Source organism: Tenacibaculum sp. HL-MS23 (assembly GCF_032463465.1).
Classification (GTDB): domain Bacteria; phylum Bacteroidota; class Bacteroidia; order Flavobacteriales; family Flavobacteriaceae; genus Polaribacter; species Polaribacter bernardetii.
Genome location: NZ_CP135989.1, coordinates 507,915 through 534,911 on the forward strand (window position 1 = coordinate 507,915; position 26,997 = coordinate 534,911).

Below are 26,997 nucleotides of genomic sequence, written 5' to 3' on the forward strand. Positions count from 1 at the left end.
CAAATAATTAAGATTACTTTAAGACTAGCTTTCCAATTTTTTGATCGCCAGACAACCATGCTGTATTTTTGTCAACAAATTTAATGGTATAATAAGAATCACTGCTTACTTCCGTCCAAGTATGTCCGCCATCATTAGAAAATGAAATTCCGGTTTTACCTACGGCAAAAATTTCTTTACCATTAGTATCAGGTACATATTGCACACAACTTTTATAATTAGGGTTTTGATTATCGGCAACTAACGTCCAAGTTTTTCCACCATCAGAAGTAATGGCTTTGTTGGCACAGTTGTCGTTTGGTTTTGCATAATTACCTCCAATGGCAATACCGTTTAATTCATCATAAAAATCGATAGAATAAATTCCTTGTGGCCCGTTACCTTGAATTATAGGTGTATCATAAATTTGCCAAGTATTTCCGTAGTCAGTAGATTTTAAAATTCTTGCTTTAGTGCCTCCAGAAGCAATCCAAACGGTATTATTTATAATTTTTATATTGGTGTTACTTGCAGCAAAAAAAGCTTCACCTTCTTCAAAAATAGGTAAGTTCTCACAAGATAATTTGTTCCAAGTATTTCCACCATCCGAAGTTAAAATAATAGAAGCACAATTTTCGGTAGGATCACCAACTGCGATACCGTGTTTACCATCGGCAAAGAATTTCATGCTATCGTAAAATACTTTGTCATGCACTTCTTTGTAAACTAAAGTGGTTTGTTTTTTAGTGTTATCTAATTTATATAATAATGCAGGGTTGCCAATACTTAACGCAAAAACAGCAGTTCCGTTATAAGTAATACTTCTAAAATTAGGAATAAGGGTGTCATTATCTTTAATATTAATAAAAGAATTTTCACCCCACTTGTCTCCATTGCTTTTGGTAAAACCAATCACACCATTTGAACTAGCGTAATACAAACTAGTTTTATTTATTGGATAAATAGCTCTAATACTTGCGCTATCTCTTTTAAACTCGGTGATATTTATTTTTTTTAGGGTTCTGGGTAAGTTTTCTTTTTTGCAAGAAATTGTTAAGGCAGTTAATAGAAAAAAGGCAAATAATCGATTCATTTTTGTAGTTTTAAGATCACTAATTTAATTAAATGACTTTAAAAAGAGTATGAAAAATTAAATAAAAAGTGTCTTTCAAGTATATTTAAACGAAAAGTGTCACTGGAAATATCAGTAGTATTTTTTTGAGTATAAAACTGTTCGTTTAAGAGGTTAACACCAGATAAACTAAATTGCCAATTTTTATTTTTGGGTCTAAAAGATATTTTAGAATTTAAAAATGAGTAATTATTTTTTTTATCTTTAAAAGAAGGTATAAAATAATTATAAGAAATTGAACCAGAAATTTCTTTAGATGGTTTAAAAATTAATTTTAGTTTATTTTCTAAAGATTTATTTAAAAAGATATTATTGGTACTTTTATTTTCTTGCAGCACATATGTAGTCTTGTTTTCTATATTTATAGGTATATAAAATGCTGTTTTAAAAAAAAGACTATTGGTTGAAAACTTACTTTTATTATTTCTAAGTTCTGAATTATTAATGATATTTTTATAATTAAAAATAGAATAAGCTGAAGTAATTTTAAAATTAGTTTTTAAAGCAGGTATCAACTTAGAAACATTAAAATTTAAAGCAATATTTTCGGTGCTTTCAGGTAGAAAGAAGTTTGTAGTTTTAGTAGCATTTTCGTTTATGGAAGTATTATTAAAAAAGTTTCCTTTTTGTTTTATATAATTTGCACCTATATATAATTGAAATTGATTAAATAAATCATTTTTTGAATAGAATAAATTAAATGCTTGGTTATTCTGTAAAGATATATTTGGGATGTTATTTTTTACAATTCTATTATCTATTAATATTTGATTAGAAAATAAATATTTCATAACTGAAGTATCTTTGTTTAACCCCGAATTTAAACTTAATGAAGATGTTCTATCTATTTTATATCTAATATTAATTGAAGGTTCAAAGACAACTATTCCAGAATTTAATGATGTGTTATTTTCGTTTAAATTTTGATATAAATATTTTAAGGAGTAATTGGGTGTTATAGATGTTTTTCCTAACTTAAAACTGTACGAAGCATGATTGTAAATTTCATTTTTTGTATAGTTTACATTATTTAAACTATTTGCAATAGATAAATTTTGTGTACTGTTTTGACTAAATAAATTAGAATTAAGATTTTGATTTATTAAGTTAGTTCCTACTGAAAACGTGTACTTATTATTGTTTTTTTTACCAAGTAAAATGGCTTTAAAAGAAGTATGCCTTTTTTTTGAATTAAGATTTTGAATATCTTTTTCATATTCGTTTCTGTTAAAAACAGAAGGTTCAATGTTTAACTTTTGATCAACAGTATTTATTGTATTTACTAAATTTAATTGCAATACTTTTTTATCAGATATTTTTTTAGTGTATTCTAGGTTTTGTTTAAGAAATATGTTTTTGAATTTTGAATATGAAAGAAAGTCATCACTTTGGTTAGAGAATATAGTTTTGTTATTATTAATAACTTCATCTCTTATGCTGATATCATATTTTAATAATGATGATTTTGAAGTGTTATATTTTAATTCAATATCTCCTCTATATTGTACAGGTCTTTTTTGAATAAATTGATTATCAAAAGTATTGAAAACTTGATTATTAATTTCTATGTTGCTTTCTGAAAATTGACTACTTTCAATTTTATCCGAAATAGAATATAAATTTACTTTAGCTTTTATTTTATTAGAAAAACTATAAATGCTATTTAAGTTACCAAAAAACTGATTATTTATATTAGATAAATTGTTGTTTGTAACTTGTAGTAAAGTTAATTCGGGTATTATTTTTTCAGCTAAATACTTAAGCTCTTTAATTTGCTCTAAATTTAGTTGATTATTAAAGTAATTAAAAGGGGATGCATTTTCTCCAATATTATTGTATGCTACTATGGCAAATGATTTGTGTTTTTTATTGATACCTAATAAATTAGCAGAGACATCTAACGGAGTTTTTTTTGAGTCAGGAAAATCTCCAATTCCTAAATCGGTACTTAGTGAATAATCTGTTTTGTTTTCTTTTAATTTCAGGTTTAAAACAACCTTATTGCTGTTTTCAATACCTTTAAGTAAACTGTTTTCAGAGTAATTCTCTATAGCTTCAATTTCTTTAACTAAATCTATATTAATATTTTTAGTACCAATACTGTAATTGTAATCAAATAAATTATCTCCTTCAATAGTAACCGTTTCAATAGTTTTTCCTTTATATTTAATGATGCCATTGCTATCATTTATCTCTACACCAGGTAAGTTTTTTAATAAATCTTCTACTTTTCTTTCTGTACCATCTTTATATGCTGCTACTTTATAAGTAACGGTGTCTTTTTTAATTGTAAACTTTTTTTTAGCTTCAATAACAACTTCATCAAGTTTTTCAATTTTTTGTTCTAGTAATATAAATTTTAAATTTATAATTTTTTTAAACTCTGAAGGTTTTATAATTTTTTCATAAGGAGTATAACCTGCAGCAGTAACTTCTAAAACTACACCAGTAGTATTATATTTCTTCTTTAATTGATAAGAAAATTTACCCTTATTAACTAAAATAAATTCACTAATAGTTTCAATATTATTAGGTGTTTTTATTAGAATATTAGCAGTTAAAGGGTTTCCTTTAATGTTTGAAATTGTACCTTTTATTATTTGGGAATAACTAAATTTTAAACCAAAAAAAGTAAGAAACAGAATAAACGTAATTTTATCTTTTGTACTCAATTTTAATAAGTAATTTATTGTTTCTTTTGATGTGCTTTTAAAGCTTTATTATATTCTCTATCATCTTCACTTATGTACATTTCAATACCACCCCTAGAGCTTTCTGTACCTAGATGATGTTTGTCTGTTTGGTAGGTGAAAAGTTCGAGAGCTTTTTTCTTATATAACGCCTTAAATTGATCCCAAGTAAGTGTTTTTTTTGTTTTAAAAGGATTCTTTAATGCGCCTAACTTAATTTTATTATTTTTAATACTAATAGTTTTAAAGGCTATAAAATTATCGGTAGATTTAAGCTCCAAAATCATACCAGGTAAACCATCATATTTCCAAGGGCCTCCAACAGGAAGTTCTGTGCTAAACCAAGCTTCGTATTTTCTTCCTCTAAAATCCATAGAAGCCAATTGACAACTAAAACCTAAAATTTCTTTCTTTTTATTCTTAATAGCCCAATTAAAAATAGTTAAACTGTCTTTAACAACAAAGGGTTTATTTATTATCTGGTGCTTGTAGAAAAATTCATTTTTACCATAATTTTTAAAAACGGTACCAACATTCTTGCCTGATAAATTAAAAAATATAGGAGAATCATTATCTTTTTCTTTTACTAAAGAGGAATTTGATTTTTTAACATTACTTTTTTTCTTGTAAATTGATTTATTATATTCAATAAATTTGGTATATTCATAAGTAGCTACTAAAGGATTGTATAGATGATCTAGATTCAATGTTCTTTCGTATTGTATTTGATATACACTTATAGAATCTTGTTGTGAATAGATAGAATTAATACCAACTATAATAAGACATAATGCAAATATTTTTTTTATCATAATAATTTTAGTTTTATAAAAAAAAGGAGGTTAGGTTTTAAATAACCTTATACCTCCCTAACATTTTTTTAATTATTAATTCCCTAATTCGCTTACTAAATCATTAGCTACTTTTAGTGAATTAGAATGACAATTAGCTCTAGCTGATGCTCGTGAACTACCAAAACCAAGACCGCTAACTGTGTAAGATTCACCTGTATCACTATTAGTAACAGTTCTAGTACAAGTAGACATCCACATGTCTGCTTGTTTGTTATTCATTAACTCAACCTTAACAGTTTTAATTTCTTCTTTTTTTACAGAATTGTTAGCAAAAGTTATAGAGCTAACTAGCATAAAAGCTAAAGTAAATATTATTTTTTTCATTATTTGTGTTTTTTAAATTAGTTAATAAATTTATATGCAACATTTATTGCATTTAAAACAATATTTATACTTTAGAAAAACGTTTTTCTAAAGTATAAGTGTATCTAGAATAATTTAAAAAAGAATGGTCGCAATTTATATATACATTCTTTTTCTACCGGCAATTTTTAAGTCAGAATTGATCAGATTCTATTTAAAAGTTTTCAAATCTAAAAAAAAAAAAAAACTCAAAAAGCAAAATAAAATGTTATTTTTTATAAATATCTTCTACTGAATAATATTATCTATTTTTACAAAACTAAAAATAGATAAAATCAAATCAATTATATGAAAAAAGCATTGGTAATTTCTGGAGGTGGAAGCAAAGGAGCATTTGCAGGCGGTGTAGTTGAGTTTTTGATGAAAGAAAAGAAAAATGATTATGATTTGTTTTTAGGAACCTCTACAGGAAGTTTAATGGTTTCTCACTTAGCTTTAAAAAAACTAGACGCTTTAAAAGAATTATATACCAATGTAAATCAGAATTCTATTTTTAGTAACAGCCCTTTTAAAATAACAAAAGTTCATGGAGAAAAAGTTATTTCTATTCGCCACATAAATACTTTTTGGAATTTTTTAAACGGCAGAAAAACTTTTGGAGAGAGTAAAAATTTGCGAAAACTTATAAAGAAGAATGTTACGCGAGAAATGTATGAAGAAATTCGAAAAAACAACAAAGAAGTTGTCGTAACAGTGTCTAACTTAACAGCAAATCAAATAGAATACAAAGCTATTTCTGAATGTAGTTATGATGATTTTTGTGATTGGATTTGGGGTTCGTGTAATTATGTACCTTTTATGAGTTTGTTAGAAAAAAACAGTTGCCAATATGCAGATGGAGGTTTTGGTAGTTTAGTACCAATTAGAGAAGCAATTTTAAGAGGAGCCAAAGAAATAGATGCTATTATTCTAGAAACAGAGGTTACGCAAATTAATAGAATGCATGCTAAAAATCCGTTTTCGTTAATGTTAGATGTTTTTGATTTTATGCTCGAAAATGTAGAAAGACATAATATTACCATAGGTAAGTTATCAGCAAAGCATAATGATGTGAAGCTTAATTTATATTACACGCCAACAGTTTTAACAACAAATTCATTGGTTTTTGATAAAGAAAAAATGAAAAAATGGTGGACATCAGGTTATCTGTATGCAAAAAGACTAGACGATGAAAAAATGAGTCAATTTAGACCAGAAATGGTAGAGAATCAAGAAATAGAAGAGGGTTTAGAAAATAGATAAAATATGCAGTTCGGAAAAGTAGAGTTGCCAGAGTTAGTAGATTTTTCATTGCCCTGCACTCACGAGAGAACAATAAAATTATTAAATTCTTTTGATGATGTAGAAAAGTCTAATATATATGTAGGTTGTGCTAAATGGAATAAAGCCGACTTAAAAGGATTTTATCCGAAGGGAACAAAAGATGAATTAGGGTATTATTCGAAACAGTTTAATTCAATTGAATTAAATGCTACATTTTACCGTCTTTTCTCTGCAGAACAGTTTGAAAAGTGGAAATTAAAAACACCTAAAGGATTTAAGTTTTTTCCGAAGCTAACACAAGATATTAGTCATTTTAAACGCTTGCAAGGCACTCAAGATTTTGTAAACTCTTTTTTAGATAATTCAGCACATTTACAAGATAGGCTAGGAACTATTTTTTTACAAATGCATGCTGATTTTGGACCAGAAAACTTTAAAGCACTTAAAAATTTTGTAATTAGTTGGCCTAAAGCAATTCCGTTAGCGATAGAAGTTAGGCATGAAGAATGGTTTTTAAAGACCACAGTTTTTGATGAGTTTACGCAATTATTACAAGAAAATAATATCGCAAATATATTAGTTGACACTGCTGGTAGGCGAGACATGTTGCATATGAGATTGACAAATAACGAAGCTTTTATACGATTTGTAGGCGCAAATCATCCGTCGGATTATGAACGTTTAGATGCTTGGGTAATTCGATTAAAAGAATGGAACGATTTAGGGTTAAAGAAGATACATTTTTTTATTCATCAGAATATAGAATTAGAATCGCCTTTGTTAGGAGCTTATTTTATTAAAAAATTAAACAAAGAATTAGGAACAAATTTAAAAGTTCCGAATGAAAATACGCAACAACAAATGAGCTTGTTGTAAAATAAAAATCCAGCTTTAAAGCTGGATTTTTCAATTATTTAAAAACTTATAATAATAATAATATATGTTAAGATGAGAACCTGAAACAAGTTCAGATTGACGAAGTTGATTTATTTTAAATTGATATACATATTGTTATAATCACTGTATTTCATGTTAGAATTCCACTGCGGCGTAAAGTTGGTATTTCTTTTTTTAGTTGAAGAAACTCCTTTAGCACCCGTTGTTATATATTGAATAGCTCTTTCTAGTAAAGGTTCGGTAGGATCACCAATTACACCCAAATTACCTGGGTCTTCTTCCATAGTCACTTCAGGAATAAATCCATCAGGTTTATTTTCTCCATCTACATTCTGAATTTCTAAAACAATTGGCTGCATTGCATAAGCATGATTTGTTTTAAAATTAGGGCCATTTCTTCTAAAATCCTCAGAGTCGTATAAGGTAATAGAACCTACATGTTTCCCGTAAGTTTGTACGCCTATTAACTTTACATCAATATAAGGAGAAAGCGCATTTATAATAAGTTCTGATGCCGAAGCTGTGTTTTCAGAAACAATAAAATAGATGGTGTTTAAATTTAAACTGTTAATAGCTTCGTCTAAAACCACATTACCATTACTGTCTTTATTTAAAATTTTATCTGTAAAGTTATTAATTAAAAACTCAGGATTTATTGCTGCTAACACTTTGCTATTCCATACTTCTTTAGCATATAATTGGTCTTTAAACTGACCAGTAACCATGCTTCCTAAATATACAGCTGTTTGCACAGAACCACCACCGTTGTATCGTAAATCGATTACTAAATCGGTAATAAGTGGTGATTTAAACTTGGCAAACTCCGCATTTAATTCGCCATCAAAATCACGAGAAAATTGGTTGTACATTATATAACCGATGGTATTGGCTCCATTAACAATTACTTTAGCTTCTTTAATTGGGTTTTCTGTTATTGTAGCTCTAGTTAACGAGATGGTTGTTCCGTTGCTAACAGGATTCCCAGCATTATAATCGGCTAATGTTACCGTAAAAGAAGCTGCACTAAACAGCGAATTTACATTAGCTCTTGTTAAAGAGGTTCCGTTTACTTCGGTAATTAACATTCCTCTAACAACACCTTTCGTTTCTGCATCAGAATTTTTTACAACATCGTACACATACACATAGTAATTATTAGAACCATCTTCAAAATCGGCTCCTCTTACTTTCATTCCGGTTGTTTGGCGTGTACCTTCAAAAGATTCTTCTAAGGCTATATAATCATCAACAATCCAAGAATAAGTTCTGTTCGGGTCTTTTGGGTATTCGTTTGGTAAAAACAATAAATTGTTAAATAAATTTTCCGGACTTCCTGCTTCAGATAAATAACTATATAATTCTTGGTCGTTATTAAAACGCCTGTCTGATAAATCAGGAACATCACTTTGCCATAAATAATATGCGTTTAATCCTTTCCAAACAAAATTCTGAATTTGAACATCAGTAGGAGTGTCATCTTTTTCACTACAAGATACTATTGATAGTAGTAAAAAAACAATAAGAGAGGCTTTAAGTATTTTCATAAGGAATATATTAGCTTTAATATCAACGCAATTTAATGATTAATATTATTTTTTTAGATTTTGATGTAACAAACTTACAACTACCTCGTCGTAGTTATGTAAACCTGATTGTTAAGACGGTGTTTTAATACTAAGTTTACAAAACTAACTAACTAAACCATGAATCAATCAGACTTTTTAAAAGTTGTACTACCATTTAAAGACAAGGTCTTTCGTTTGGCAAAAAGACTTTTAGTTTCTACCGAAGAAGCTGAAGACGCTACACAAGAACTGGTTTTTAAATTATGGAGGAACAAAGAAAAATTGTCAGACTATAAAAATGTAGAAGCATTTGCTATGACGATGACAAAAAATTATTGTTATGATCGTTTAAAATCAAAGCAGGCAAGTAATTTAACATTGGTTCATAGTAATTATAAAGAAAAAGAAACTTCTTTAGATAAGAAAGTAGAACATAATGACAGTGTAAATTTAGTACACAAATTGATTGATAAATTACCAGAACAACAAAAAACAATTATTCAATTAAGAGATGTAGAGCAATATAATTTTGATGAGATATGTAAAATGGTAGACATGAAACCAACTGCTGTTAGAGTAGCCTTATCAAGAGCAAGAAAAACAATTAGAGAAGAATTAATAAAAAAACACAACTATGGAGTTAGCTAACATAGATAAATTAGTAGAAAAATACCTAAACGCAGAAACTACTTTGCAAGAAGAGCAAATACTACAAGAGTATTTTACGTCGCCTAACGTGGCGCCACATTTGCAAGAGTACAGTATGTTGTTTGGATATTTTAAACAAAGTAAACACGAAACGTTTACCAAAACCATTCAGTTAAAACCTGAGAAACCTAAGAAGAACTGGAAATGGTTATCGGTAGCAGCGTCAGTAGTCTTACTATTTAGTGTATTTGTAGGTAATGAAAAGTACCAAGAACATCAGCAAAGAAAAAAGTTTGCGCAAGTAACAGAAGCGTTGCAACTGCTTTCAGTCAATTTAAACAAAGGAAACGACGCATTATATGCGGTTTCAAACAACTTAAACAAAGGAACTGATGCTTTACAATACTTAAATACCTACGAAAAAACAGTAAACAAAGTAATAAACACAGTAAATTAATAACAAAAAAGTAAAACCAAGTACTTTATAAATTAAAACAATCATGAAAAAAATAATTATAATATTCGCATTCGTATTCACGGCAAACTTAAGTTTCGGACAATCAATATTTGATAAGTTAGAAGATATAGACGACGTCTCATCAGTAGTTGTAAACAAAGATGCTTTTGAAATGCTATCGAAATTTAACGTAGGTTCTGGAGATAATGAAGCTGTTGAAGTTTTTAATTTGATTAAAGAATTAAATGAATTAAAAATATTTACTACAGAAAATGCAAGTATTGCTTCGCAAATGGAAAACATGGTAAAATCTGCTGTAAGTAAAAGTAATTTAACCGAATTAATGCGTATCAAAGACAAGGATTCTAGAGTTAAAATTTACGTTAGAACTACAAAAAACAAAGATTTTGTTAGTGAAGTTTTAATGTTCGTAAAAGATAAAGGATCTAAAAAAGGTGGAGTAGAATCGGTTATTGTTTCTTTAACAGGAACTATCGATATTAATAAAATGTCGAAACTAGCAGAAACATTTTCGAAAGATAATAATGTAAAAGTAAAAGTTAGTAGCAAGTAATACTTTCTTTAATATAGGGTTAAGAAATAAATTTTTTAACCCTATTTTTTTAACCAATTCAAAAATAAAAAATACAATGAAAAAACTATTTATATATTCATTACTAGCAATCTCATTTGTAACAGTTTCATGTAAAAAAGAAGCTTCATTGCAAAGTTATTTAGTAGACAGTCAAGATAAAAAAGGATTTATAACTTTAGATGTTCCTGCGAGCATACTACAGTTAAGTATGGATAAAGCATCCGAAGAAGATAAAAAAGCATTCGAAAGCATTCGCAAAGTAAACTTAACGGGTTTACCTTATAAAGATGCTGATGAAGCAACTTATGAAGAGGAAAAAGGAAAGTTAAAAGATATTTTAAAAGGATCTGATTATAAAAAATTAATCAACTTTAAAAAAGATGGTATGCATGCTACAATCTATTATTCAGGTGAAACTGATGCTGTAGATGAAATTATTGCCTTTGGTTATGGTAAAGAAATGGGAGTAGGTATTGCACGTATTTTAGGTGACAATATGAATCCTGGTAAGATTATGCAGATGATGCAGAAAGCAAAAGTAGATGGTGGTGATTTAGATTTAAGTAAGTTTAAAGCGCTGTTAGGAAATACAATACCAATGAAAAATAAAAAGCAAGTTACTGAAGAAGATACAGTAGAAGCTTCTAACTAAAAAACTAGTATAAAATAACTAAAAGCCATCAATTTATTGATGGCTTTTTCTTTTTAACGACTCATTAACAAGCCTCCCAATAGATTTGCTTATTTTTGATGCTCAAACGAAAGTATTTATGAAGTTTCAAAAAACCCTTACACTAATAGTTGCACTTTTTACGGTATCCTTTTTTGCGCAAGTAGAGAATACGTATCGAGGAGAAAAAGATAAAATTCACGATTTAATTCACACAAAATTAAAGGTTGATTTTAACTTTAAAGAAAAACAACTGAATGGGGAAACATGGCTAACAGTAAAACCTCATTTTTATGAAACAGGTAAATTAACGTTAGATGCTAAAGCAATGGTTATTCATAAAATAACAATGAATGCTAAAGTGTTAGACTATAATTACGATAATTATAAGTTGATAATCGATTTACCTCGCATATATAAACGAAATGAAGAATTTACCATTTATATAAAATATACAGCTCGTCCAGAGAAAGTACAACAAAAAGGGAGTGCAGCGATTACATCAGCCAAAGGATTGTATTTTATAAATCCAACTGGTTTGGATAAAAACAAACCAACACAAATTTGGACACAAGGTGAAACCGAAGCAAGTAGTTGTTGGTTTCCAACAATAGATGCTCCAAATCAGAAAACATCACAAGAAATCTATATTACTGTTCCTAATAAGTATGTAACACTTTCTAATGGTAAGTTAGAAAGTCAAATAACTAATACAAACGGAACAAGAACCGATTATTGGAATTTCACACAAAAACATGCACCGTATCTATTTTTTATGGGAGTAGGAGAGTATGAGATTGTTAAGGATACGTATAAAAATATTCCGGTAGATTATTATGTAGAAAAAGAATACGCTCCTTATGCGAAGGAAATTTTTGGTAAAACACCAGAAATGTTAGCTTTTTTCTCTAAAATTACTGGTATCGAATATCCTTGGAATAAATATGCGCAAATTGTTGGGCGTGATTATGTAAGTGGCGCTATGGAAAATACTACCGCTGTTATTCACGGAGAAAATGCCTACCAAATGCCAGGGCAATTAATTGATGAAAACATACAAGAAAATACAATTGCTCACGAAGCTTTTCATCATTGGTTTGGCGATTTAGTAACCGCAGAGAGTTGGAGTAATCTTACCGTGAATGAAAGTTTTGCAAACTACAGCGAATATTTATGGCGTGAATATAAATATGGAAAAAATGATGCAGATGCTCATTTACTAGAAGATATTGAAGGGTATAAAAACGGTCAGAATTTTGATAAACATTTAGTGCGTTTTAACTACCAAGACAAAGAAGATATGTTTGATGCGATTAGTTATAACAAAGGTGGCGCAATTTTACATATGTTGCGAAATTATTTAGGAAATGAAGCTTTTTATGCAGGTTTAAACAATTATTTAACTACAAATAAATACGGTACTGGTGAAGCGCATCAATTACGATTGGCTTTCGAAAAAGTTAGTGGAAAAGATTTAAATTGGTTTTTTAATCAATGGTACTTTAATAGTGGACATCCGCAGTTAGAAATATCTTATGATTTTAATAAATTAAGAAAAACGGTTACTGTAAATATTATTCAGAATCAAGAGAACGAGTTTAAATTCCCTTTTGCGATAGATGTCTTTGAAGGTAGTAAACGAACAAGACATACTGTTTTTGTAGAAAGCAAAGAGGCTTCTTTTACTTTTCCGTATAGAAAACAGCCAGATTTAATTCAGGTAAATGCTAACGGTGTTTTGTTATGTGACGTAATTGAAAATAAAATATTGAGTGATTATATTCATCAATTAAAATATGCAGAGAGTTATATGCATAAAAAAGAAGCTTTGTTAGAAGTTGCAAAAAGACAGCAAGACGATACCAAAGCTTTTGATGCGATTGCCAATGCAATGAATGATGAGTTTTATAAAATTAGAATATTAGCGTTAGAAAACATTAATTTGGTAAACAAGAATTCTAAAAGAAGAGAGATAGAAACAATAAAGCAAATAGCAAACAACGATTCTAAAACACTTGTACAAGCAGCAGCGATAGAAACCTTAGGTAAATTAACAGATCCTGAGTTAAAAGCTGTTTTTGAGAAAGGTTTAACAAGTAAGTCGTATGCTGTTTTAGGAAAGTCGTTAGTAGGAATGTATTATGTAGATAAAACGTTGGCTATTGCAAAATCTAAAACTTTACCTGATGCGGTTAAAAAGATTATTGCAACGCCTTTAACACGCATTTATTTAGAAGAAAATGATGATGATGAATTAACTTTTATAGCAAGCAATGTAATGTCAGGTATGTATTTAAGTCAGAATAAAAAAATACAAACCTTGTATAAAAAGGCTTATGAAAAAATAGCAAAAAGTAATAATACAGCTGCTATTAAAAACTTAACGGATGATATTGTTTCGAAAGGAATTCAGTACAAACAATACAATTTCGATAAAGTAGGTATAAATTTGTTACGTCAAGTAGTGCAAAAACAAAAGACAGAAAACCAACCAAACAAAAATAACAACATTGAAATTGTTAAATTAGCAATGGCAAAATTATTAGAGTAAATAGATAAAAAAATAAATATATTGGCATTATAATTGCCTACTCTAAACAAACTGAAATACATGAAAAAAATTACCTTACAGTTAATCTTTATAGCTTTTGTTGCAATTTCTTGTAGTAGCATTAAAACAACTGAAAAAGCAATTAATTCAGGAGATTACGATAAAGCAATAGCATTATCTATTAAAAACTTGGCTAAAGATAAGTTTAAAGAAAAAAACCAGCCTTATGTTGTAATGTTACAAAATGCTTTTAAAAAAGCAAGTGATAGAGATCTATCTAAAATTGCCTTTTTAAAGAAGGAAAACAATGCTGAAAACTTAAAAACTATTTATGATTTATATAATCGTTTAAATAACAGACAAGAAAAGATAAAACCTTTATTGCCTTTAAAAAAAGCACGTTTTAAATTAACGAATTACGACAATAATATTATTCAGTCTAAAGAAAATTATTCTGATTTTTTATATAAAAACGGAGTAGCATTCTTAAAAGAAGGTCGTCGTAACAAAATGAATTATAGAAGCGCTTTTAATGAATTACAGCACTTAGATAAGATTAATTCGAATTATAAAAACACCAGAAAATTAATAGAAGAAGCTCATGTTAAAGGAACCGATTATGTTTTTTTATCAGTAAGTAATGAAACCAATCAAATAATACCAAGAAGATTAGAAAATGATTTATTGGCAATGGATACTTATGGTTTAGATGATTTATGGACGGTTTATCATTCTAGAAAAAACAAACAAATTAACTACGATTTTGATTTAGAACTTAATCTTAGAAGAATTGATATCTCTCCTGAACAAATTCATGAAAAAGAAATTATAAAAGAGAAACAACTAAAAGATGGTTTTAAGTATTTAAAAAACACTAAAGGTGTTTACGTTAAAGATAGTTTAGGTAATAAAATTAAGGTTGATAATTTTAAAAATATTAGATGTAAATTATACCGTTTTACGCAATCTAAGAGCAGCAAAGTAATGGGGGTTGTTAAGTTTTATAATAATTCTACTGATCAATTAATAGAAAGTTTTCCTATTGAAAGCGAATTTATTTTCGAACATAGTTATGCTAATTATGATGGTGATAGAAGAGCTTTAGATAAATCTTTTTTTAATTTAACAAAGTTAAAATCGGTCCATTTTCCTTCAAATGAACAAATGGTATACGATACAGGAACGGATTTAAAGGAGAGGTTAAAGCATATTATTTCGCGTAATAAGTTTAGAAATTAAAATAAACATTATGAAAACTCCTGTTTTAAACGGGAGTTTTTTATTTTTATAATCGATGGATTTATTCTCACAATTTAATGATTTGCCTGAAAACTTACTTCCCAAAGACGGGACTGTAAATTACTACGGACTAGTTTTATCTAACATAAAAGCGGAAGCTTATTATAATAGGCTATTAGATTGCATAGAATGGAAAAATGATGAAGCTATTATATTCGGGAAGCAAATTTTTACCAAAAGAAAAGTAGCTTGGTATGCAGAAAAACCTTTCGAATACTCTTATTCTAACAGCACAAAAACAGCATTACTTTTTACAAAAGAATTGCTAGAATTAAAGGAATTAGTAGAAAAAGAAACAAACGAAACTTACAATTCTTGTTTGCTCAATTTATACCACGACGGATCTGAAGGAATGACTTGGCATAGTGATGGAGAAAAGGATTTAAAAGAACAAGGAGCTATTGCTTCTTTAAGTTTAGGTGCCGAGCGAAAGTTTGGTTTTAAACATAAAGAAACCAAAGAAACCGTTTATAAAGTGTTAGAACATGGATCTTTATTAGTAATGAAAGATGAAACGCAAACACATTGGCTACACCGTTTACCTCCAACAAAAATAATACACCGACCACGAATTAATTTAACTTTCCGAACTATTGATAAGTAATATTTGGTTATCAATAAGTGCTATTTTTTGTGTTTTACGTTAGATAATTATCAGCTTTTACATTAAAAAAAAATCTAAACTTATTTCATTTTTTCGAAAAAGGTTAATTTATAGGCAGGTAATAGTTCCGGGTGAGTAATTTTTATAACATCTTTTAAAACTAAATCAGGTCGGGTGGGAGCTAGTTCAAAGTATAAAACACCACCTGTTTTTCCTTTTTTCAAAGCAGGAGAATAAATACGGTCATTTTTAAAAGCCTTGAATTCGGCGTAGTGTTTATTGCTGTTTAACATTTGCTCTTTAGAAGTGAAATAACCTGGGGCAATCCAAAAATCAGCATTTTTACCTTTATCTAAAATACTTTCAAAACTTAGTGATAAACTCCCTTTTCCTTTTGTGTTTTTCCATAAATAATTAAGGTTAGCATCTTTTAAATACTGAGCAACAAAACTTTCTCCGGCAGGTAAATTCCAAATATCTTTACTCATAATAGCGCCAGAAAGTATTGTTGGTTTGTTCGTTGCTTTTTTGGCAATATCAATAGCTTCTAAATAATTCTTTTTTATGGCATTAAAAATACTATCAGCTTTTTTATTTTCGTTATACAAAGCTCCAAAAACTTTAATCCATTCTGCTCTACCAAGCGGTGTTTCTTCCAGCCAATCACCATTTATAATAACTGGGATTCCTGCATTTTTTATGGTATTTAATGTTTTATTTGTTTTTCCCATCGAAAAACCAACAACTAAATCAGGTTTAATATCTATTAAAATTTCGGTGTTTAAAGATTGTTCTTTACCTAATTCTCTTACGTAGCCACTATCAATTAAAACTCTTGTTTTTTCTGAAGAAACATATTTGGTATGTGGAAAACCGATTAAGGTTTTTTCTTTGTTTAATAATTCTAATATAGGAATGTGAGTAGTTGAAGTAACGACTATTTCATTTATTGGAGTTTTTATATCAGCATTATCATTACCTAAACGATAGGTAAATGTTTCTTTAGATTTTGGATACGGAGTTTTAATAATCAATGTGGTTTGATTATTTTCTTTAACCAAATCGAAACCTAAAGCATGTGATATAATACTTTTACTCTCTATTACTTGTTCTTTTTCTTTTGATTTACATTGTGTTATTAAAATACATACAACGATAAAAAGTGATTTTCTTAAAAGAGTAATTTTCATGGCTTTTATTTTTGCAACAAGGATACAAAACTATTTTGTAATACCAATTTTTAAACTACATTTGCCGCGAATTTGGTTTTCTTTAAGAAATCTTCTTAAAGAAATTAAAAGGGAATTTGGTTAAAATCCAAAACTGTTCCCGCAACTGTAAGCTATAAAGCTTGTAACTATAACTTTTACCACTGTTTTTTTTAAAAAATGGGAAGGTAAGTTACAAGACGTAAGTCAGGAGACCTGCCAAAATCAAAAAAAAGTAAAAACTTTCGGGATAAAGGTTACTGTACTTATTGCTATTCTGTACTGTACAAAAAATTTACCTGATTAATTGTAAAAATTAAATCATTAAAAATGAACAAACAATTACTAATTGTTGGTGCTATTGCGTCGTTATTTGCAAGCACAAAAATTATTGCACAAGAGCAAGAAAAAACTGAAAACTTAGATGAAGTTGTAGTTACAGCAACTAAATTTGAATTAAAAAAAGAGCATACAGGTAAAGTTATTTATAAAATAACTAAAAAAGACATTGAAAACAACGCAGGAAGAACTGTTGTTGAGTTATTAAATAATTTACCAGGTATTGAGATTAATGGAGCAAACACTAATAGAGGAAGTGTACGTAATGTTTATATTAGAGGAGGTAGAAGTAGACAAGTTTTAATTTTAATAGATGGTGTACCAGTATCTGATGCCTCAGGTATCAATCAGGTTTATGATTTAAGATTATTATCTCTTAATCAAATTGAAAAAATAGAAGTTTTAAAAGGAGCAGCATCATCTTTATATGGTACAGGTGCAGCAACAGGTGTAATTAATATTATTTTAAAAAAATCATCTAAGAACGATATTTCTGCAACATACGAAGCAAGTTTCGGAACTAATAATTCAAGCAACTCTAAAAGTTTACGCGCAAATGATAGAAATCAAAACGTAAGTATTAACGGTACTTTAGGAGATGTTAGTTATTTAGCATACTTTAATTTAACCGGTACACAAGGAATGTCATCAGCAAGAAGTAATACTGCTGCAAAATTTGAAGATGATGCTTATTATGGAAGAAATGGGTTATTTAAGCTAGGCTACCAAATTACAAAAGCTGTTAAAATAGATGCTTTTTTAAATTACGATGCTTTTGATTCTGAATTTGATGCAGGAGCTTACAGTGATAATTCAATTAATAAATGGGAATATTCACAAGTTCGTTACGGTGTAAAACCAAGTTTTAAATATAATGGAGGTGAATTGTATGCTCTAGCATCTTTTAATGAAATTACAAGAGATTTGTTACAGTTTAATTCTTTTTCAAATACAAATGATACTTCTATTTATGAAGGTACAGGTTTAAACATTGATCTTGTTAATAAATATTCATTTTTAGACAATAAACTACAAGTAATCGCAGGAGTTAATTATCAAGAAAATAAGAATTATACAAAAACACCATTTTCTACAATAACTAAAAATGTAGCTAATTTTAATACAGTTGATCCTTACGCATCTGTAGTTTATATTTCAGATTACGGATTTAATGTAAATGTTGGTGGTAGGTTAAATATGCATAGTGTGTATGATAATCACTTTGTATATGATGGTAATGTTTCATACAACTTATTTAAAGATAGAGCATATAAGATAAAAGCTTTAGCGTCATACGGTACTGCTTTTATAGCGCCTAGTTTATACCAATTATATTCTTCTAGTGGTAACTTAGATTTAAAACCAGAAGATAGTAAGACTATTGAAGTAGGTTTTGAAGCTGCATATAAAGGAATTGTTAAATTTTCTGCTGTTTACTTTGATAGAACAGAAAACGACGCTATTGAATTTGATTATACAACATTTAAATATTATAATACAGATAAAAAAGGAAATGGAATTGAAACTGCTTTAGAGGTAAAGCCGATAAAAAATTTAAAATTAACAGCGAACTATACTTATACAGATATGGTTGCTACAGAGCATTTTGATGATTACATTCCAAATCATAAAATTGTTGCGGCTATAGAGACAAACCTTATTAAAAACACATTTATGTCATTAGTTTACAAAAATGTAGGAGATAGAATTAGATTTGATAGATATGGTAGTTTCGGAGCAGCGGGAGAAAATGTTATTTTACCAAGTTACAACTTGGTAGATTTTAACATCAACCATAAATTATTAAATAATAAAGTTACTTTCTTTGGATCTGTTTCTAATTTATTAAATGAAGATTATGAAGAGATTTTAGGATACAACACAAGAGGAAGGAATTATAAACTGGGAGTTCGTTTACAGTTTTAATAAAGAGGGAGAATTGCATAGTAAATAGTGAAAAGAAAAAGAAGAAAAAATCCTACCTTAATTGGTAGGATTTTTTTTATAAGAATTTGTCACGGATATTTTTAGAGGGAATCATACATGCATCTTTTTTACCAAACCAATTATACCTGTTTTTAGCGATAAAATCATAGACGATATTTCGTATACCTTCAGGTATAAATAAGAAAACTTGTGTAAGTTTCCAAAAACCACCAAACTTATTCATAATTTTTAGAGCAGCAGTAGATTTAATCTCATAAGAAATATTTGGTGCATATAAAATAATAGCATCAATTTTTAAAGTATCTATACCCAAATGATTTGTTATTTTTTTTCCAATATCAGATTGTAAAGAAGCAAATACAAATTTGTTTTTTTTATCAAAACGAATAATCCATAGAACTGTATTATTGCAAAAATTACAAACTCCGTCAAATAAAATTATCTCCTTATCCTTTGGTAAATCAATCATTTACGTGTATTTTTTATAATTAAATTTAAAAATAATATAATATTTTGTAACATAATTCAAAATTAGGCGTCTTGTAAGAAAGTAAATAATGATTTAACATAAAATTAGTAATAAGCTAATTATCAGTATTTAATTTAGATTTTTATAAAATTAACCAAGCAATGATTCGAATAGAAAACCTACACAAATCCTATCCAATAGGTAAAGACTCACTTCATGTTTTAAAAGGATTAGATTTACACATTAAAGAAGGTGAATTTGTTTCGATTATGGGGTCTTCAGGATCAGGAAAATCAACTTTACTAAACATTGTAGGTTTATTAGATACGCACGATGAAGGTAAGTATTATTTAAACGGAGAATTAATTGAAAATTTAAATGAGAAAAAAGCAGCAATCTTACGTAATAAGTTCTTAGGATTCATTTTTCAATCATTTAACTTAATATCATACAAAACAGCATTAGAAAACGTTGCTTTACCTTTATATTATAAAGGAGTTGCTAGAAAAGAACGTTTAGAAATTGCATTAAGTTACCTAGAAAAAGTAGGTTTAAAAGATTGGGCACACCATTTACCAAACGAGCTTTCGGGAGGTCAGAAACAACGTGTTGCTATTGCAAGAGCTTTAGCTACAAAACCAAAGGTGGTTTTAGCCGATGAACCAACAGGAGCATTAGATTCATCTACAACAGATTCTGTAATGGGTTTATTACAAGAAATTAATGATGAAGGAATGACTGTTTTTGTAATTACACACGAAGAGGAAGTTGCAGAACAAACTAATAGAATTGTACGTTTAAAAGACGGTGTGATTATAAGTGATGAATACACCAAAGCAAAAGCAATTTAATTATGTTTGATATAGATACTTGGAGAGAAATTTTTCAAAGCATCAGCAAAAATAAACTACGATCTATATTATCGGGTTTTACGGTTGCCTTTGCAATTTTACTATTTACCTTACTTTTTGGTATTGGTAACGGACTTCAAAACACTTTTAAAGAACAGTTTGCTTCAGATGCAATTAATTCAATTTACATCAGTTCAAACAGCACAACTAAAGCATATAAAGGACACCAGGTTGGACGAAGAATTCAATTTAAAAATGATGATTTTGATTTTTTAAAGGAAGAGTATTCTGATAAAATTCAAATGATTAGTCCGCGTATACAAAGAAGCTCAAAAGTTATTTATAAAACGGAAGAAGACAATTATACCATTAGAGGTGTATATCCGCAATATGACATATTAGAATCAGCCGAAATAACAGAAGGACGTTTTTTAAACTTTAGAGATTTAAACGAAAGATCGAAAGTAATTGTTATCGGTCGTATGGTTGAAAAAGATTTATTCGGTCAATTAAGTGCTTTTGGTAAGCAATTAAATATTGGCGGAATAATGTATAAAGTTATCGGTGTTTTTTCTGATCCAGGAGGCGATAGTGATGAGCGTTATATTTACACACCATTTACTACTATGCAGCAAATTTATGGTAATAACGATCATATTGGCGACTTCGGATTAACGTACAACCCAAAATTAAGTATTGATGAGGCTATTGCGTTCGGAAACAAAATGCTTCGTGAATTAAAGAAAAAACACGAAATAGATCCTAACGATCAAAGGGGAATTAGAGTCAACAATTATGCATCTGATAACAAAGAAGTATCTAGTATGATGGTTGGTTTAGGTATTTTAATTTTAATAATTGGTTTAGGAACTCTAATTGCTGGTGTTGTAGGTATAAGTAACATTATGGTATACGTTGTAAAAGAACGTACTAAAGAACTAGGAATTAGAAAAGCCATAGGAGCAAAACCTAGTTCTATTATAACAATGATTATGTTAGAATCTATTTTAATAACCGCTTTGGCAGGATATTTAGGATTGGTAATAGGAGTAGGTATTTTAGAAATTACCGGACCAAGTTTAGAACAATATTTTATTCTAAATCCAGGGGTATCGAAACCAGTTGTAGTGGGAGCTACCATAACATTGATATTAGCAGGAGTGATTGCAGGTTATTTACCAGCAAAAAAAGCAGCACAAATTAAACCAATAGTAGCCTTAAGAGCAGATTAATTATGAAATTTCTATTTGATAAAGATGTATGGCAAGAAATTTACGAAAGTATTCGTAAAAATAAAACCAGAACTGCAATTACAATTTTTGGAGCCTTTTGGGGAATTCTACTTCTTGTAGGATTGTTAGGAGCTGCCAAAGGAATTGAAAATGGTTTTAATAGTATGTTTGGTGATTTTGCAACCAACAGTGTTTTTATGGCTGGTGGTAGAACATCAAAAGCTTTTAAAGGTTTTCAGGAAGGTAGGCAAATACAATTAACAACAAGCGATGTTGAAAAAATTAAAACCGAAGTTAAAGGTATAGAATTTGTTGTGCCAAGAAATGCTACCGGAGGTTTGGTAGTAAACGGAATAAAAACAGCAAATCTAACTATTTTCGGAGATTACCCGTTATTAGATAAAGTTCAAAAGAAAAACTTAATTGAAGGTCGTTTTATCAATCAGAATGATATTAACGAAAATAAAAAAGTTTGTGTAATTAGCGACGATGTTTACGAGCAGTTATTTGATAAGGATGAAGAAGTTTTAGGTACTTATTTAAAAGTAAACAATATTGGTTATAAAGTTATTGGCGTATACAAGCCAGGTAGAATAGGAGGAAGAGGTAACACTGTACATATTCCGTTTAGCACTTTCCGCTTGGTTTACAATTCGGGTAACAAGTTTCAATGGATGATGATAACCGGTAAAGAAGGTTTTGATATCGAACAAGTAGAAACAGATGTTAAAGGGTTATTAAAAAGTATTCACAAAATTCACCCTGATGATAGCCGTGCTTTTAACGGCTTTAATTTGGGAAAAGAAATAGCCAAAGTAACAGGTTTTTTAACAGGAATGCAGTTTTTAACTTGGTTCGTTGGTATTGCAACATTAATTGCAGGAGTATTTGCGATTGGTAATATTTTATTAATTACAGTTAAGGAACGTACAAAAGAAATTGGTATTCGAAGAGCATTAGGTGCAACACCTATTATGATTCGTCAGCAAATTATATTAGAATCAATTTTCTTAACATTATTAGCAGGATCATTAGGTATCATTGCAGGTGGTTTAATTTTAATGCTAATTGATAAAGCAGATATTTTAACAAATCCAACAGTAAACATACCAATCGTATTAATTGCATATGCAGTTTTAATAATACTAGGTACATTTATAGGATTTATACCAGCATACATGGCTACAGTTATACAGCCAATTGAAGCATTAAGAGAAGAATAAAAAAAATCAATTAACAAGAATATAAATAGATAAAAATGAAAAAAGTAATCATCTTTGGCGGAATTGCGTTAGCATTAGTACTAGTGTTAATATGGTTTGGAAAGAAGAATAGCGCTTCACCAATAGAGTATAAAACAGAAAAAGCTTTTAAAGCTACAATTGTTAAAAAGAGTGTTGCTACAGGTAAAGTAGTTCCTTTAGAAGAGGTTGAAATAAAACCTCAAATTGCAGGAATTATTGATAAAATAGCCGTTATAGAAGGTGCAATTGTTAAGTCAGGAGATTTAATTGCAACTGTAAGAGTAGTGCCAAACGTTGCTTCTTTAAACAGAGCAAATGGTATTGTTAAAAATGCAAAATTGTCATTTAATAATGCTAAAAATCAGTTTGATAGAGATAAGAGTCTTTTTAATAAGGGAGTAATATCTCGTCAACAATTTGAAAACTCTGAATTAAGTTTTAACAATTCAAAGCAAAACTTAGCAAATGCACAATCAGATATGGATATCATTAAAAAAGGTACCACATCAGGTTTAGGAAGTGCAGCAAACACAAGTATTAGAGCTACTACTGATGGTATGATTGTAGAGATTCCTGTTAAAAAAGGATATCAAGTAACACAAACAAACGATTTTAACGCCGGTACTACGATTGCTCGTATTGCAGATATGACTAAAATGATTTTTGAAGGTCAGGTTGATGAATCAGAAGTTGGTAAATTAGTAAAAGGAACAAAAATTGAAGTAGCTTTAGGTGCTATTGAAGATAAAAAATTCCCAGCAGTATTAAACTTTATCGCTCCAAAAGGAACAGATGAAGGAGGAGCAGTTCAATTTAAAATTAAAGCAGATGTAACTTTAGATGATTCTCACTTTATTAGAGCAGGTTATAGTGCAAATGCCGAAATTGTTTTAGCTAGAAGAGATAGTGTTTTATCTATTAAAGAAGCATTATTACAATTCGACAGAAAAACTGAAAAGCCATATATCGAAATTAAAACTGGTGATCAAGAATATGAAAAGAAAGATGTTAAGTTAGGATTATCTGACGGAGTAAATGTTGAAGTTTTAGAGGGAGTTACAGCAACCGATGAAATTAAAATATGGAATAAAGTTTCTAAAGAAGAATCTAAAAACGGAAAGAATTAATAGTAGTTACTTCCTATAAAAAAAGCAACTCATTTGAGTTGCTTTTTTTATGCTATTTATTTAAAACTATCCTTTGTAAAAAGGTAATTTAACCACCTTTGCAGGAATTTGTTTTTTACGAACCTGAATAAAAATTTCAGAATCTACTTTAGAAAGTTCTTTCGTTACATATCCTAAGCCAATTCCTATTCCTAAAGAAGGACTCATTGTACCAGAGGTAACTCTACCTATATTATTTCCATCAGCATCAACTATTTCATAATCATGACGAGGAACACCGCGTTCTGTTAATTCAAAGGCTACTAATTTTTTAGTAACACCGGCTTCTTTTTGTGCTTTTAAAGCTTCAGCATTTACAAAGTCTTTGGTAAACTTGGTTATCCAACCTAAACCAGCTTCTAAAGGAGAAGTAGTATCATCAATATCATTACCATATAGACAATATCCCATTTCTAAGCGTAAAGTGTCACGAGCTGCTAAACCAATAGGTTTAATATCCCATTTAGCACCAGCTTCAAAAACTTTTTTCCAAAGTTGTTCTACATCTTTGTTTTTAACATAAATTTCAAATCCGCCAGAACCAGTGTAACCTGTTGCTGATACAACTACGTTTGGAATTCCTGCAAAATCAGTAATTTCGAAAGTATAAAACTTAATAGTAGATAAGTTTACTGAAGTTAACGATTGCATAGCTTCAACAGCTTTTGGACCTTGAATAGCTAATAAAGACCAATCATCAGAACGATCTTCCATTTCAACTTTTAAATCGTTGTGTTTAGAAATCCAGTTCCAATCTTTTTCAATATTAGAAGCATTTACTACTAGCATATATTCGTTCTTGGCAATCATGTAAATGATTAAATCATCTACTATTCCTCCATCTGCATTTGGCATACAACTATATTGTGCTTTTCCAGGAACTAATTTAGAAGCGTCATTAGAGGCTATTTTCTGAATTAAAGCCAAAGCATTTTCTCCTTTTAAGAAAAATTCACCCATGTGACTTACATCAAAAACACCCACACCTTTTCTTACGGTTTCGTGTTCTATATTTACACCCTCGTATTGTACAGGCATGTTGTAACCCGCAAACGGAACTATTTTAGCGCCTAAAGCTTCATGAATATGTGTTAATGCAGTATTTTTCATTTTAAAGTTGTTTGTTTTATAAAAAGTACTGCTAAAATATCGAAAATATGACAAACAAATAGTGTCATTCAATTTAATATTTTAAGAAGTAAATTATCAAGAAGAGTAGTACATTTGATAAGCTTTAAATAAGTAGTAATGAAGTTTAGTAAAAAAACGATTTCTAATATTGTATTTGTAATTATAATCGGTTTATTGTTATATCCGCCAACGAAAGTATATTTTATACGGTTGATTTCTTTTTCGCCTTCGGTTATTACTGATGATAAGCAAGAAAAATTAACGGATTATAACTGGAACTTAAAAGGATTAAATACGGCGAATATTGATTTTAATGAAACCAAAAATAAGGTTGTCTTCATAAATTTTTGGGCAACTTGGTGTCCTCCTTGTATTGCAGAAATGCCAAGTATTCAAAAATTATATGATGATTATAAAGACAAAGTAACCTTTGTTTTTGTAAGTAATGAAAACTGGACTGTTATTGATGATTTTTACATTAAAAATAGTTATAATTTACCTACTTATAATACCTTGAGTAAAGTTCCCGGGCAATTAAAAAGTAATTCGATTCCTGCTACTTTTATTATTGATAAAAAAGGAAACATTATTACCGATAAAAAAGGGCCAGCAAATTGGAATAGTGCTAAAGTTAGAGAATTATTAGACGAATTAATCAAGTAGAAACTTTACTTTTGTGTTTTTAAATATATTATGAGTCAAGAACAACCAAATAATCCGCTTCACGGAATAAAATTAGCCACCATGCTAGAAGAATTATATTTAGAATATGGTTGGGAAGAGTTAGGTGAAATTTTAAAGATAAATGCGTTTAAAAATAATCCTACTTACAAATCTGGTTTAAAGTTTTTAAGAACTACTCCTTGGGCAAGAACGAAGGTTGAAAAACTATATCTAGAGTACATTAGTTAGATTGTAACACCAATTCACTCCATTCTTTTGGTTTTTCTAACATAGGGAAATGTCCTGTGCTTTCTAACCAATGCAATTTGTTATTCGGTATTTCTTTGTGTAATTGTTCGGCGATGGCTTTTACAGCAATAGGGTCGTGAGTAGCCCACACAATTTTAGTTTCAACTTTAGTTTGTGTTAAAGCCCCTATCCAACGATGCCAAAAAAAGTAACGTTCGTTTATATAATTACTTAATAAATGAATAACATTTCTTCCGTTGTTATAATTAATTTGAAACCACATTTCATTAAGTTCTTCCTGTTGTATTTTTGATGGATCAAAATATATATTCTTTATATTTCGATTAAAAAGAGCTTGATTCGCCAATTTAGCAACCCATTTTCCTGTAATTTTATTTTTTAATAATTTCTGAATCGTTCTTAGCTTAGCCAATTCAATATGCATGCTTCCGTTACATAAAATCAATTTATCTATCGTAATATTTGCTTGATTCATATTGGTGCGTGCAATAATTTCAGTAGCAACACTTGTTCCGTAATCGTGTGCTAATAGAGTTATGTTTTGTAAAGCTAGTTTTTTCCATAAAAGTAAAGCGATATCGGCTTGTTCAATTAAAGAATACGAATAATTTAAAGGTTTGTCTGAAAAACCAAAGCCTAAATGATCGTGAATAATCACTCGATATTTTTTAGTTAAATAAGGCAACGCTTTATAATAATCGAAAGAAGATGTTGGGTATCCATGTAAAATGATTAATGTATTATCATGATTTCCTTCATCAATAACAAAAACATCTCGATTATTAACTCTAATAATATTTCCTTTTGCTTTCCATTCTAATGAAGTCATAAATACCTTTATTTTTCTGTTTACAATGTAGTGATTTTTGTGTAGTTTTGATTTTGTCAGTTCGAGTAAAATTTATTTGAA

Annotated in this window: 25 protein-coding genes and 1 riboswitch; of the genes, 16 read left to right on the plus strand and 9 right to left on the minus strand. The window is 29.1% G+C overall.

Features of this window, described 5'->3' with window-relative positions; genetic code table 11:
- Positions 1-13: 13 nt before the first annotated feature.
- The 4 genes from RRF68_RS02290 to RRF68_RS02305 all read right to left on the minus strand — a co-directional run bounded on the left by RRF68_RS02290 (position 14) and on the right by RRF68_RS02305 (position 4,979).
- Positions 14-1,072 carry a WD40/YVTN/BNR-like repeat-containing protein gene (locus RRF68_RS02290; protein WP_275316784.1) on the minus strand — a complete coding sequence of 353 codons (1,059 nt, stop codon included), beginning with the start codon at positions 1,070-1,072 and terminating at the stop codon, positions 14-16.
- Positions 1,073-1,110: 38 nt separating this feature from the next.
- Positions 1,111-3,783: a hypothetical protein gene (locus tag RRF68_RS02295; protein ID WP_218772628.1), complete on the minus strand. Its 2,673-nt coding sequence runs from the start codon at positions 3,781-3,783 to the stop codon at positions 1,111-1,113.
- Positions 3,784-3,797: 14 nt separating this feature from the next.
- Positions 3,798-4,613: a GLPGLI family protein gene (locus tag RRF68_RS02300; RefSeq protein WP_218772627.1), complete on the minus strand. Its 816-nt coding sequence runs from the start codon at positions 4,611-4,613 to the stop codon at positions 3,798-3,800.
- Positions 4,614-4,688: 75 nt separating this feature from the next.
- Positions 4,689-4,979, minus strand: a complete 291-nt coding sequence (locus tag RRF68_RS02305; protein WP_218772626.1) for a hypothetical protein — start codon at positions 4,977-4,979, stop codon at positions 4,689-4,691.
- Positions 4,980-5,306: 327 nt separating this feature from the next.
- Between RRF68_RS02305 and RRF68_RS02310 the strand changes: the two genes are divergently transcribed.
- Positions 5,307-6,260 carry a patatin family protein gene (locus RRF68_RS02310; RefSeq protein WP_218772625.1) on the plus strand — a complete coding sequence of 318 codons (954 nt, stop codon included), beginning with the start codon at positions 5,307-5,309 and terminating at the stop codon, positions 6,258-6,260.
- A 3-nt stretch (positions 6,261-6,263) separates the two neighbouring features.
- Positions 6,264-7,157, plus strand: coding sequence for a DUF72 domain-containing protein (locus RRF68_RS02315; protein ID WP_315944858.1), 894 nt, complete (start codon positions 6,264-6,266; stop codon positions 7,155-7,157).
- A 110-nt stretch (positions 7,158-7,267) separates the two neighbouring features.
- Here the strand turns inward: RRF68_RS02315 and RRF68_RS02320 are convergent, their stop codons facing one another.
- Positions 7,268-8,722: a S41 family peptidase gene (locus tag RRF68_RS02320; RefSeq protein ID WP_315944859.1), complete on the minus strand. Its 1,455-nt coding sequence runs from the start codon at positions 8,720-8,722 to the stop codon at positions 7,268-7,270.
- A 159-nt stretch (positions 8,723-8,881) separates the two neighbouring features.
- Here RRF68_RS02320 and RRF68_RS02325 point away from each other — a divergent pair, with 159 nt between their 5' ends.
- The 7 genes from RRF68_RS02325 (at position 8,882) to RRF68_RS02355 (ending at position 15,567) form a co-directional block, all read left to right on the plus strand.
- Positions 8,882-9,391 carry a sigma-70 family RNA polymerase sigma factor gene (locus tag RRF68_RS02325; RefSeq protein WP_315944860.1) on the plus strand — a complete coding sequence of 170 codons (510 nt, stop codon included), beginning with the start codon at positions 8,882-8,884 and terminating at the stop codon, positions 9,389-9,391.
- Complete coding sequence (locus RRF68_RS02330; RefSeq protein ID WP_315944861.1) at positions 9,378-9,848, plus strand: hypothetical protein; 471 nt, start codon at positions 9,378-9,380, stop codon at positions 9,846-9,848. The genes RRF68_RS02325 and RRF68_RS02330 overlap by 14 nt, the downstream gene beginning before the upstream one ends.
- A gap of 43 nt (positions 9,849-9,891) precedes the next feature.
- Positions 9,892-10,422 carry a DUF4252 domain-containing protein gene (locus RRF68_RS02335; RefSeq protein ID WP_315944862.1) on the plus strand — a complete coding sequence of 177 codons (531 nt, stop codon included), beginning with the start codon at positions 9,892-9,894 and terminating at the stop codon, positions 10,420-10,422.
- A gap of 76 nt (positions 10,423-10,498) precedes the next feature.
- Positions 10,499-11,095 carry a DUF4252 domain-containing protein gene (locus tag RRF68_RS02340; protein WP_218772619.1) on the plus strand — a complete coding sequence of 199 codons (597 nt, stop codon included), beginning with the start codon at positions 10,499-10,501 and terminating at the stop codon, positions 11,093-11,095.
- A 118-nt stretch (positions 11,096-11,213) separates the two neighbouring features.
- Entirely contained in the window at positions 11,214-13,664 is a 2,451-nt protein-coding gene (locus RRF68_RS02345) for a M1 family metallopeptidase (protein ID WP_315944863.1), read from the plus strand.
- A gap of 60 nt (positions 13,665-13,724) precedes the next feature.
- On the plus strand, positions 13,725-14,903 hold the full coding sequence (locus RRF68_RS02350) for a hypothetical protein (RefSeq protein ID WP_315944864.1): 1,179 nt from the start codon (positions 13,725-13,727) through the stop codon (positions 14,901-14,903).
- Positions 14,904-14,958: 55 nt separating this feature from the next.
- Positions 14,959-15,567, plus strand: a complete 609-nt coding sequence (locus RRF68_RS02355) for an alpha-ketoglutarate-dependent dioxygenase AlkB family protein (protein ID WP_315944865.1) — start codon at positions 14,959-14,961, stop codon at positions 15,565-15,567.
- An 80-nt stretch (positions 15,568-15,647) separates the two neighbouring features.
- On the opposite strand, the gene RRF68_RS02360 is transcribed toward RRF68_RS02355, so the two are convergent.
- On the minus strand, positions 15,648-16,757 hold the full coding sequence (locus tag RRF68_RS02360; protein WP_315944866.1) for an ABC transporter substrate-binding protein: 1,110 nt from the start codon (positions 16,755-16,757) through the stop codon (positions 15,648-15,650).
- A 56-nt stretch (positions 16,758-16,813) separates the two neighbouring features.
- Positions 16,814-17,014: riboswitch (cobalamin riboswitch) on the plus strand.
- A 91-nt stretch (positions 17,015-17,105) separates the two neighbouring features.
- Here RRF68_RS02360 and RRF68_RS02365 point away from each other — a divergent pair.
- A complete protein-coding gene (locus RRF68_RS02365) occupies positions 17,106-19,040 on the plus strand; it encodes a TonB-dependent receptor plug domain-containing protein (protein ID WP_315944867.1) in 1,935 nt (644 codons plus the stop codon).
- Between the two features lie 76 nt (positions 19,041-19,116).
- Here the strand turns inward: RRF68_RS02365 and RRF68_RS02370 are convergent, their stop codons facing one another.
- The gene (locus RRF68_RS02370) at positions 19,117-19,530 is read right to left on the minus strand and encodes a thiol-disulfide oxidoreductase DCC family protein (protein ID WP_218772612.1); all 414 of its coding nucleotides are present in this window, start codon (positions 19,528-19,530) and stop codon (positions 19,117-19,119) included.
- Between the two features lie 161 nt (positions 19,531-19,691).
- Here RRF68_RS02370 and RRF68_RS02375 point away from each other — a divergent pair, with 161 nt between their 5' ends.
- The 4 genes from RRF68_RS02375 to RRF68_RS02390 are packed head-to-tail and all read left to right on the plus strand — an operon-like array spanning position 19,692 to position 23,984.
- Positions 19,692-20,381 carry an ABC transporter ATP-binding protein gene (locus RRF68_RS02375; RefSeq protein WP_218772611.1) on the plus strand — a complete coding sequence of 230 codons (690 nt, stop codon included), beginning with the start codon at positions 19,692-19,694 and terminating at the stop codon, positions 20,379-20,381.
- Between the two features lie 2 nt (positions 20,382-20,383).
- Positions 20,384-21,613: an ABC transporter permease gene (locus RRF68_RS02380; RefSeq protein WP_315944868.1), complete on the plus strand. Its 1,230-nt coding sequence runs from the start codon at positions 20,384-20,386 to the stop codon at positions 21,611-21,613.
- 2 nt (positions 21,614-21,615) lie between these two features.
- Positions 21,616-22,836, plus strand: coding sequence for an ABC transporter permease (locus RRF68_RS02385; RefSeq protein ID WP_315944869.1), 1,221 nt, complete (start codon positions 21,616-21,618; stop codon positions 22,834-22,836).
- A gap of 35 nt (positions 22,837-22,871) precedes the next feature.
- Positions 22,872-23,984 carry an efflux RND transporter periplasmic adaptor subunit gene (locus tag RRF68_RS02390; RefSeq protein WP_218772608.1) on the plus strand — a complete coding sequence of 371 codons (1,113 nt, stop codon included), beginning with the start codon at positions 22,872-22,874 and terminating at the stop codon, positions 23,982-23,984.
- A 66-nt stretch (positions 23,985-24,050) separates the two neighbouring features.
- Here the strand turns inward: RRF68_RS02390 and gcvT are convergent, their stop codons facing one another.
- A complete protein-coding gene (gene gcvT, locus RRF68_RS02395; RefSeq protein ID WP_315944870.1) occupies positions 24,051-25,133 on the minus strand; it encodes a glycine cleavage system aminomethyltransferase GcvT in 1,083 nt (360 codons plus the stop codon).
- A 138-nt stretch (positions 25,134-25,271) separates the two neighbouring features.
- On the opposite strand from gcvT, the gene RRF68_RS02400 reads away from it, so the two are divergent.
- Positions 25,272-25,817, plus strand: coding sequence for a TlpA disulfide reductase family protein (locus tag RRF68_RS02400; RefSeq protein WP_315944871.1), 546 nt, complete (start codon positions 25,272-25,274; stop codon positions 25,815-25,817).
- 30 nt (positions 25,818-25,847) lie between these two features.
- Complete coding sequence (locus RRF68_RS02405) at positions 25,848-26,066, plus strand: VF530 family protein (RefSeq protein WP_315944872.1); 219 nt, start codon at positions 25,848-25,850, stop codon at positions 26,064-26,066.
- Here RRF68_RS02405 and RRF68_RS02410 read toward each other — a convergent pair.
- Positions 26,059-26,916, minus strand: a complete 858-nt coding sequence (locus tag RRF68_RS02410) for an alpha/beta hydrolase (protein WP_315944873.1) — start codon at positions 26,914-26,916, stop codon at positions 26,059-26,061. The two genes, RRF68_RS02405 and RRF68_RS02410, sit on opposite strands and share 8 nt — an antisense overlap.
- Between the last annotated feature and the right edge of the window lie 81 nt (positions 26,917-26,997).

Coding starts and splice junctions, on each gene's coding strand:
- RRF68_RS02290 (WP_275316784.1), bottom strand. CDS start 1,072: ATGAATCGATTATTTGCCTTTTTTCTATTAACTGCCTTAACAATTTCT.
- RRF68_RS02300 (WP_218772627.1), bottom strand. CDS start 4,613: ATGATAAAAAAAATATTTGCATTATGTCTTATTATAGTTGGTATTAAT.
- RRF68_RS02305 (WP_218772626.1), bottom strand. CDS start 4,979: ATGAAAAAAATAATATTTACTTTAGCTTTTATGCTAGTTAGCTCTATA.
- RRF68_RS02310 (WP_218772625.1), top strand. CDS start 5,307: ATGAAAAAAGCATTGGTAATTTCTGGAGGTGGAAGCAAAGGAGCATTT.
- RRF68_RS02315 (WP_315944858.1), top strand. CDS start 6,264: ATGCAGTTCGGAAAAGTAGAGTTGCCAGAGTTAGTAGATTTTTCATTG.
- RRF68_RS02320 (WP_315944859.1), bottom strand. CDS start 8,722: ATGAAAATACTTAAAGCCTCTCTTATTGTTTTTTTACTACTATCAATA.
- RRF68_RS02325 (WP_315944860.1), top strand. CDS start 8,882: ATGAATCAATCAGACTTTTTAAAAGTTGTACTACCATTTAAAGACAAG.
- RRF68_RS02330 (WP_315944861.1), top strand. CDS start 9,378: ATGGAGTTAGCTAACATAGATAAATTAGTAGAAAAATACCTAAACGCA.
- RRF68_RS02335 (WP_315944862.1), top strand. CDS start 9,892: ATGAAAAAAATAATTATAATATTCGCATTCGTATTCACGGCAAACTTA.
- RRF68_RS02340 (WP_218772619.1), top strand. CDS start 10,499: ATGAAAAAACTATTTATATATTCATTACTAGCAATCTCATTTGTAACA.
- RRF68_RS02345 (WP_315944863.1), top strand. CDS start 11,214: ATGAAGTTTCAAAAAACCCTTACACTAATAGTTGCACTTTTTACGGTA.
- RRF68_RS02350 (WP_315944864.1), top strand. CDS start 13,725: ATGAAAAAAATTACCTTACAGTTAATCTTTATAGCTTTTGTTGCAATT.
- RRF68_RS02355 (WP_315944865.1), top strand. CDS start 14,959: ATGGATTTATTCTCACAATTTAATGATTTGCCTGAAAACTTACTTCCC.
- RRF68_RS02360 (WP_315944866.1), bottom strand. CDS start 16,757: ATGAAAATTACTCTTTTAAGAAAATCACTTTTTATCGTTGTATGTATT.
- RRF68_RS02365 (WP_315944867.1), top strand. CDS start 17,106: ATGAACAAACAATTACTAATTGTTGGTGCTATTGCGTCGTTATTTGCA.
- RRF68_RS02370 (WP_218772612.1), bottom strand. CDS start 19,530: ATGATTGATTTACCAAAGGATAAGGAGATAATTTTATTTGACGGAGTT.
- RRF68_RS02375 (WP_218772611.1), top strand. CDS start 19,692: ATGATTCGAATAGAAAACCTACACAAATCCTATCCAATAGGTAAAGAC.
- RRF68_RS02380 (WP_315944868.1), top strand. CDS start 20,384: ATGTTTGATATAGATACTTGGAGAGAAATTTTTCAAAGCATCAGCAAA.
- RRF68_RS02385 (WP_315944869.1), top strand. CDS start 21,616: ATGAAATTTCTATTTGATAAAGATGTATGGCAAGAAATTTACGAAAGT.
- RRF68_RS02390 (WP_218772608.1), top strand. CDS start 22,872: ATGAAAAAAGTAATCATCTTTGGCGGAATTGCGTTAGCATTAGTACTA.
- gcvT (WP_315944870.1), bottom strand. CDS start 25,133: ATGAAAAATACTGCATTAACACATATTCATGAAGCTTTAGGCGCTAAA.
- RRF68_RS02400 (WP_315944871.1), top strand. CDS start 25,272: ATGAAGTTTAGTAAAAAAACGATTTCTAATATTGTATTTGTAATTATA.
- RRF68_RS02405 (WP_315944872.1), top strand. CDS start 25,848: ATGAGTCAAGAACAACCAAATAATCCGCTTCACGGAATAAAATTAGCC.
- RRF68_RS02410 (WP_315944873.1), bottom strand. CDS start 26,916: ATGACTTCATTAGAATGGAAAGCAAAAGGAAATATTATTAGAGTTAAT.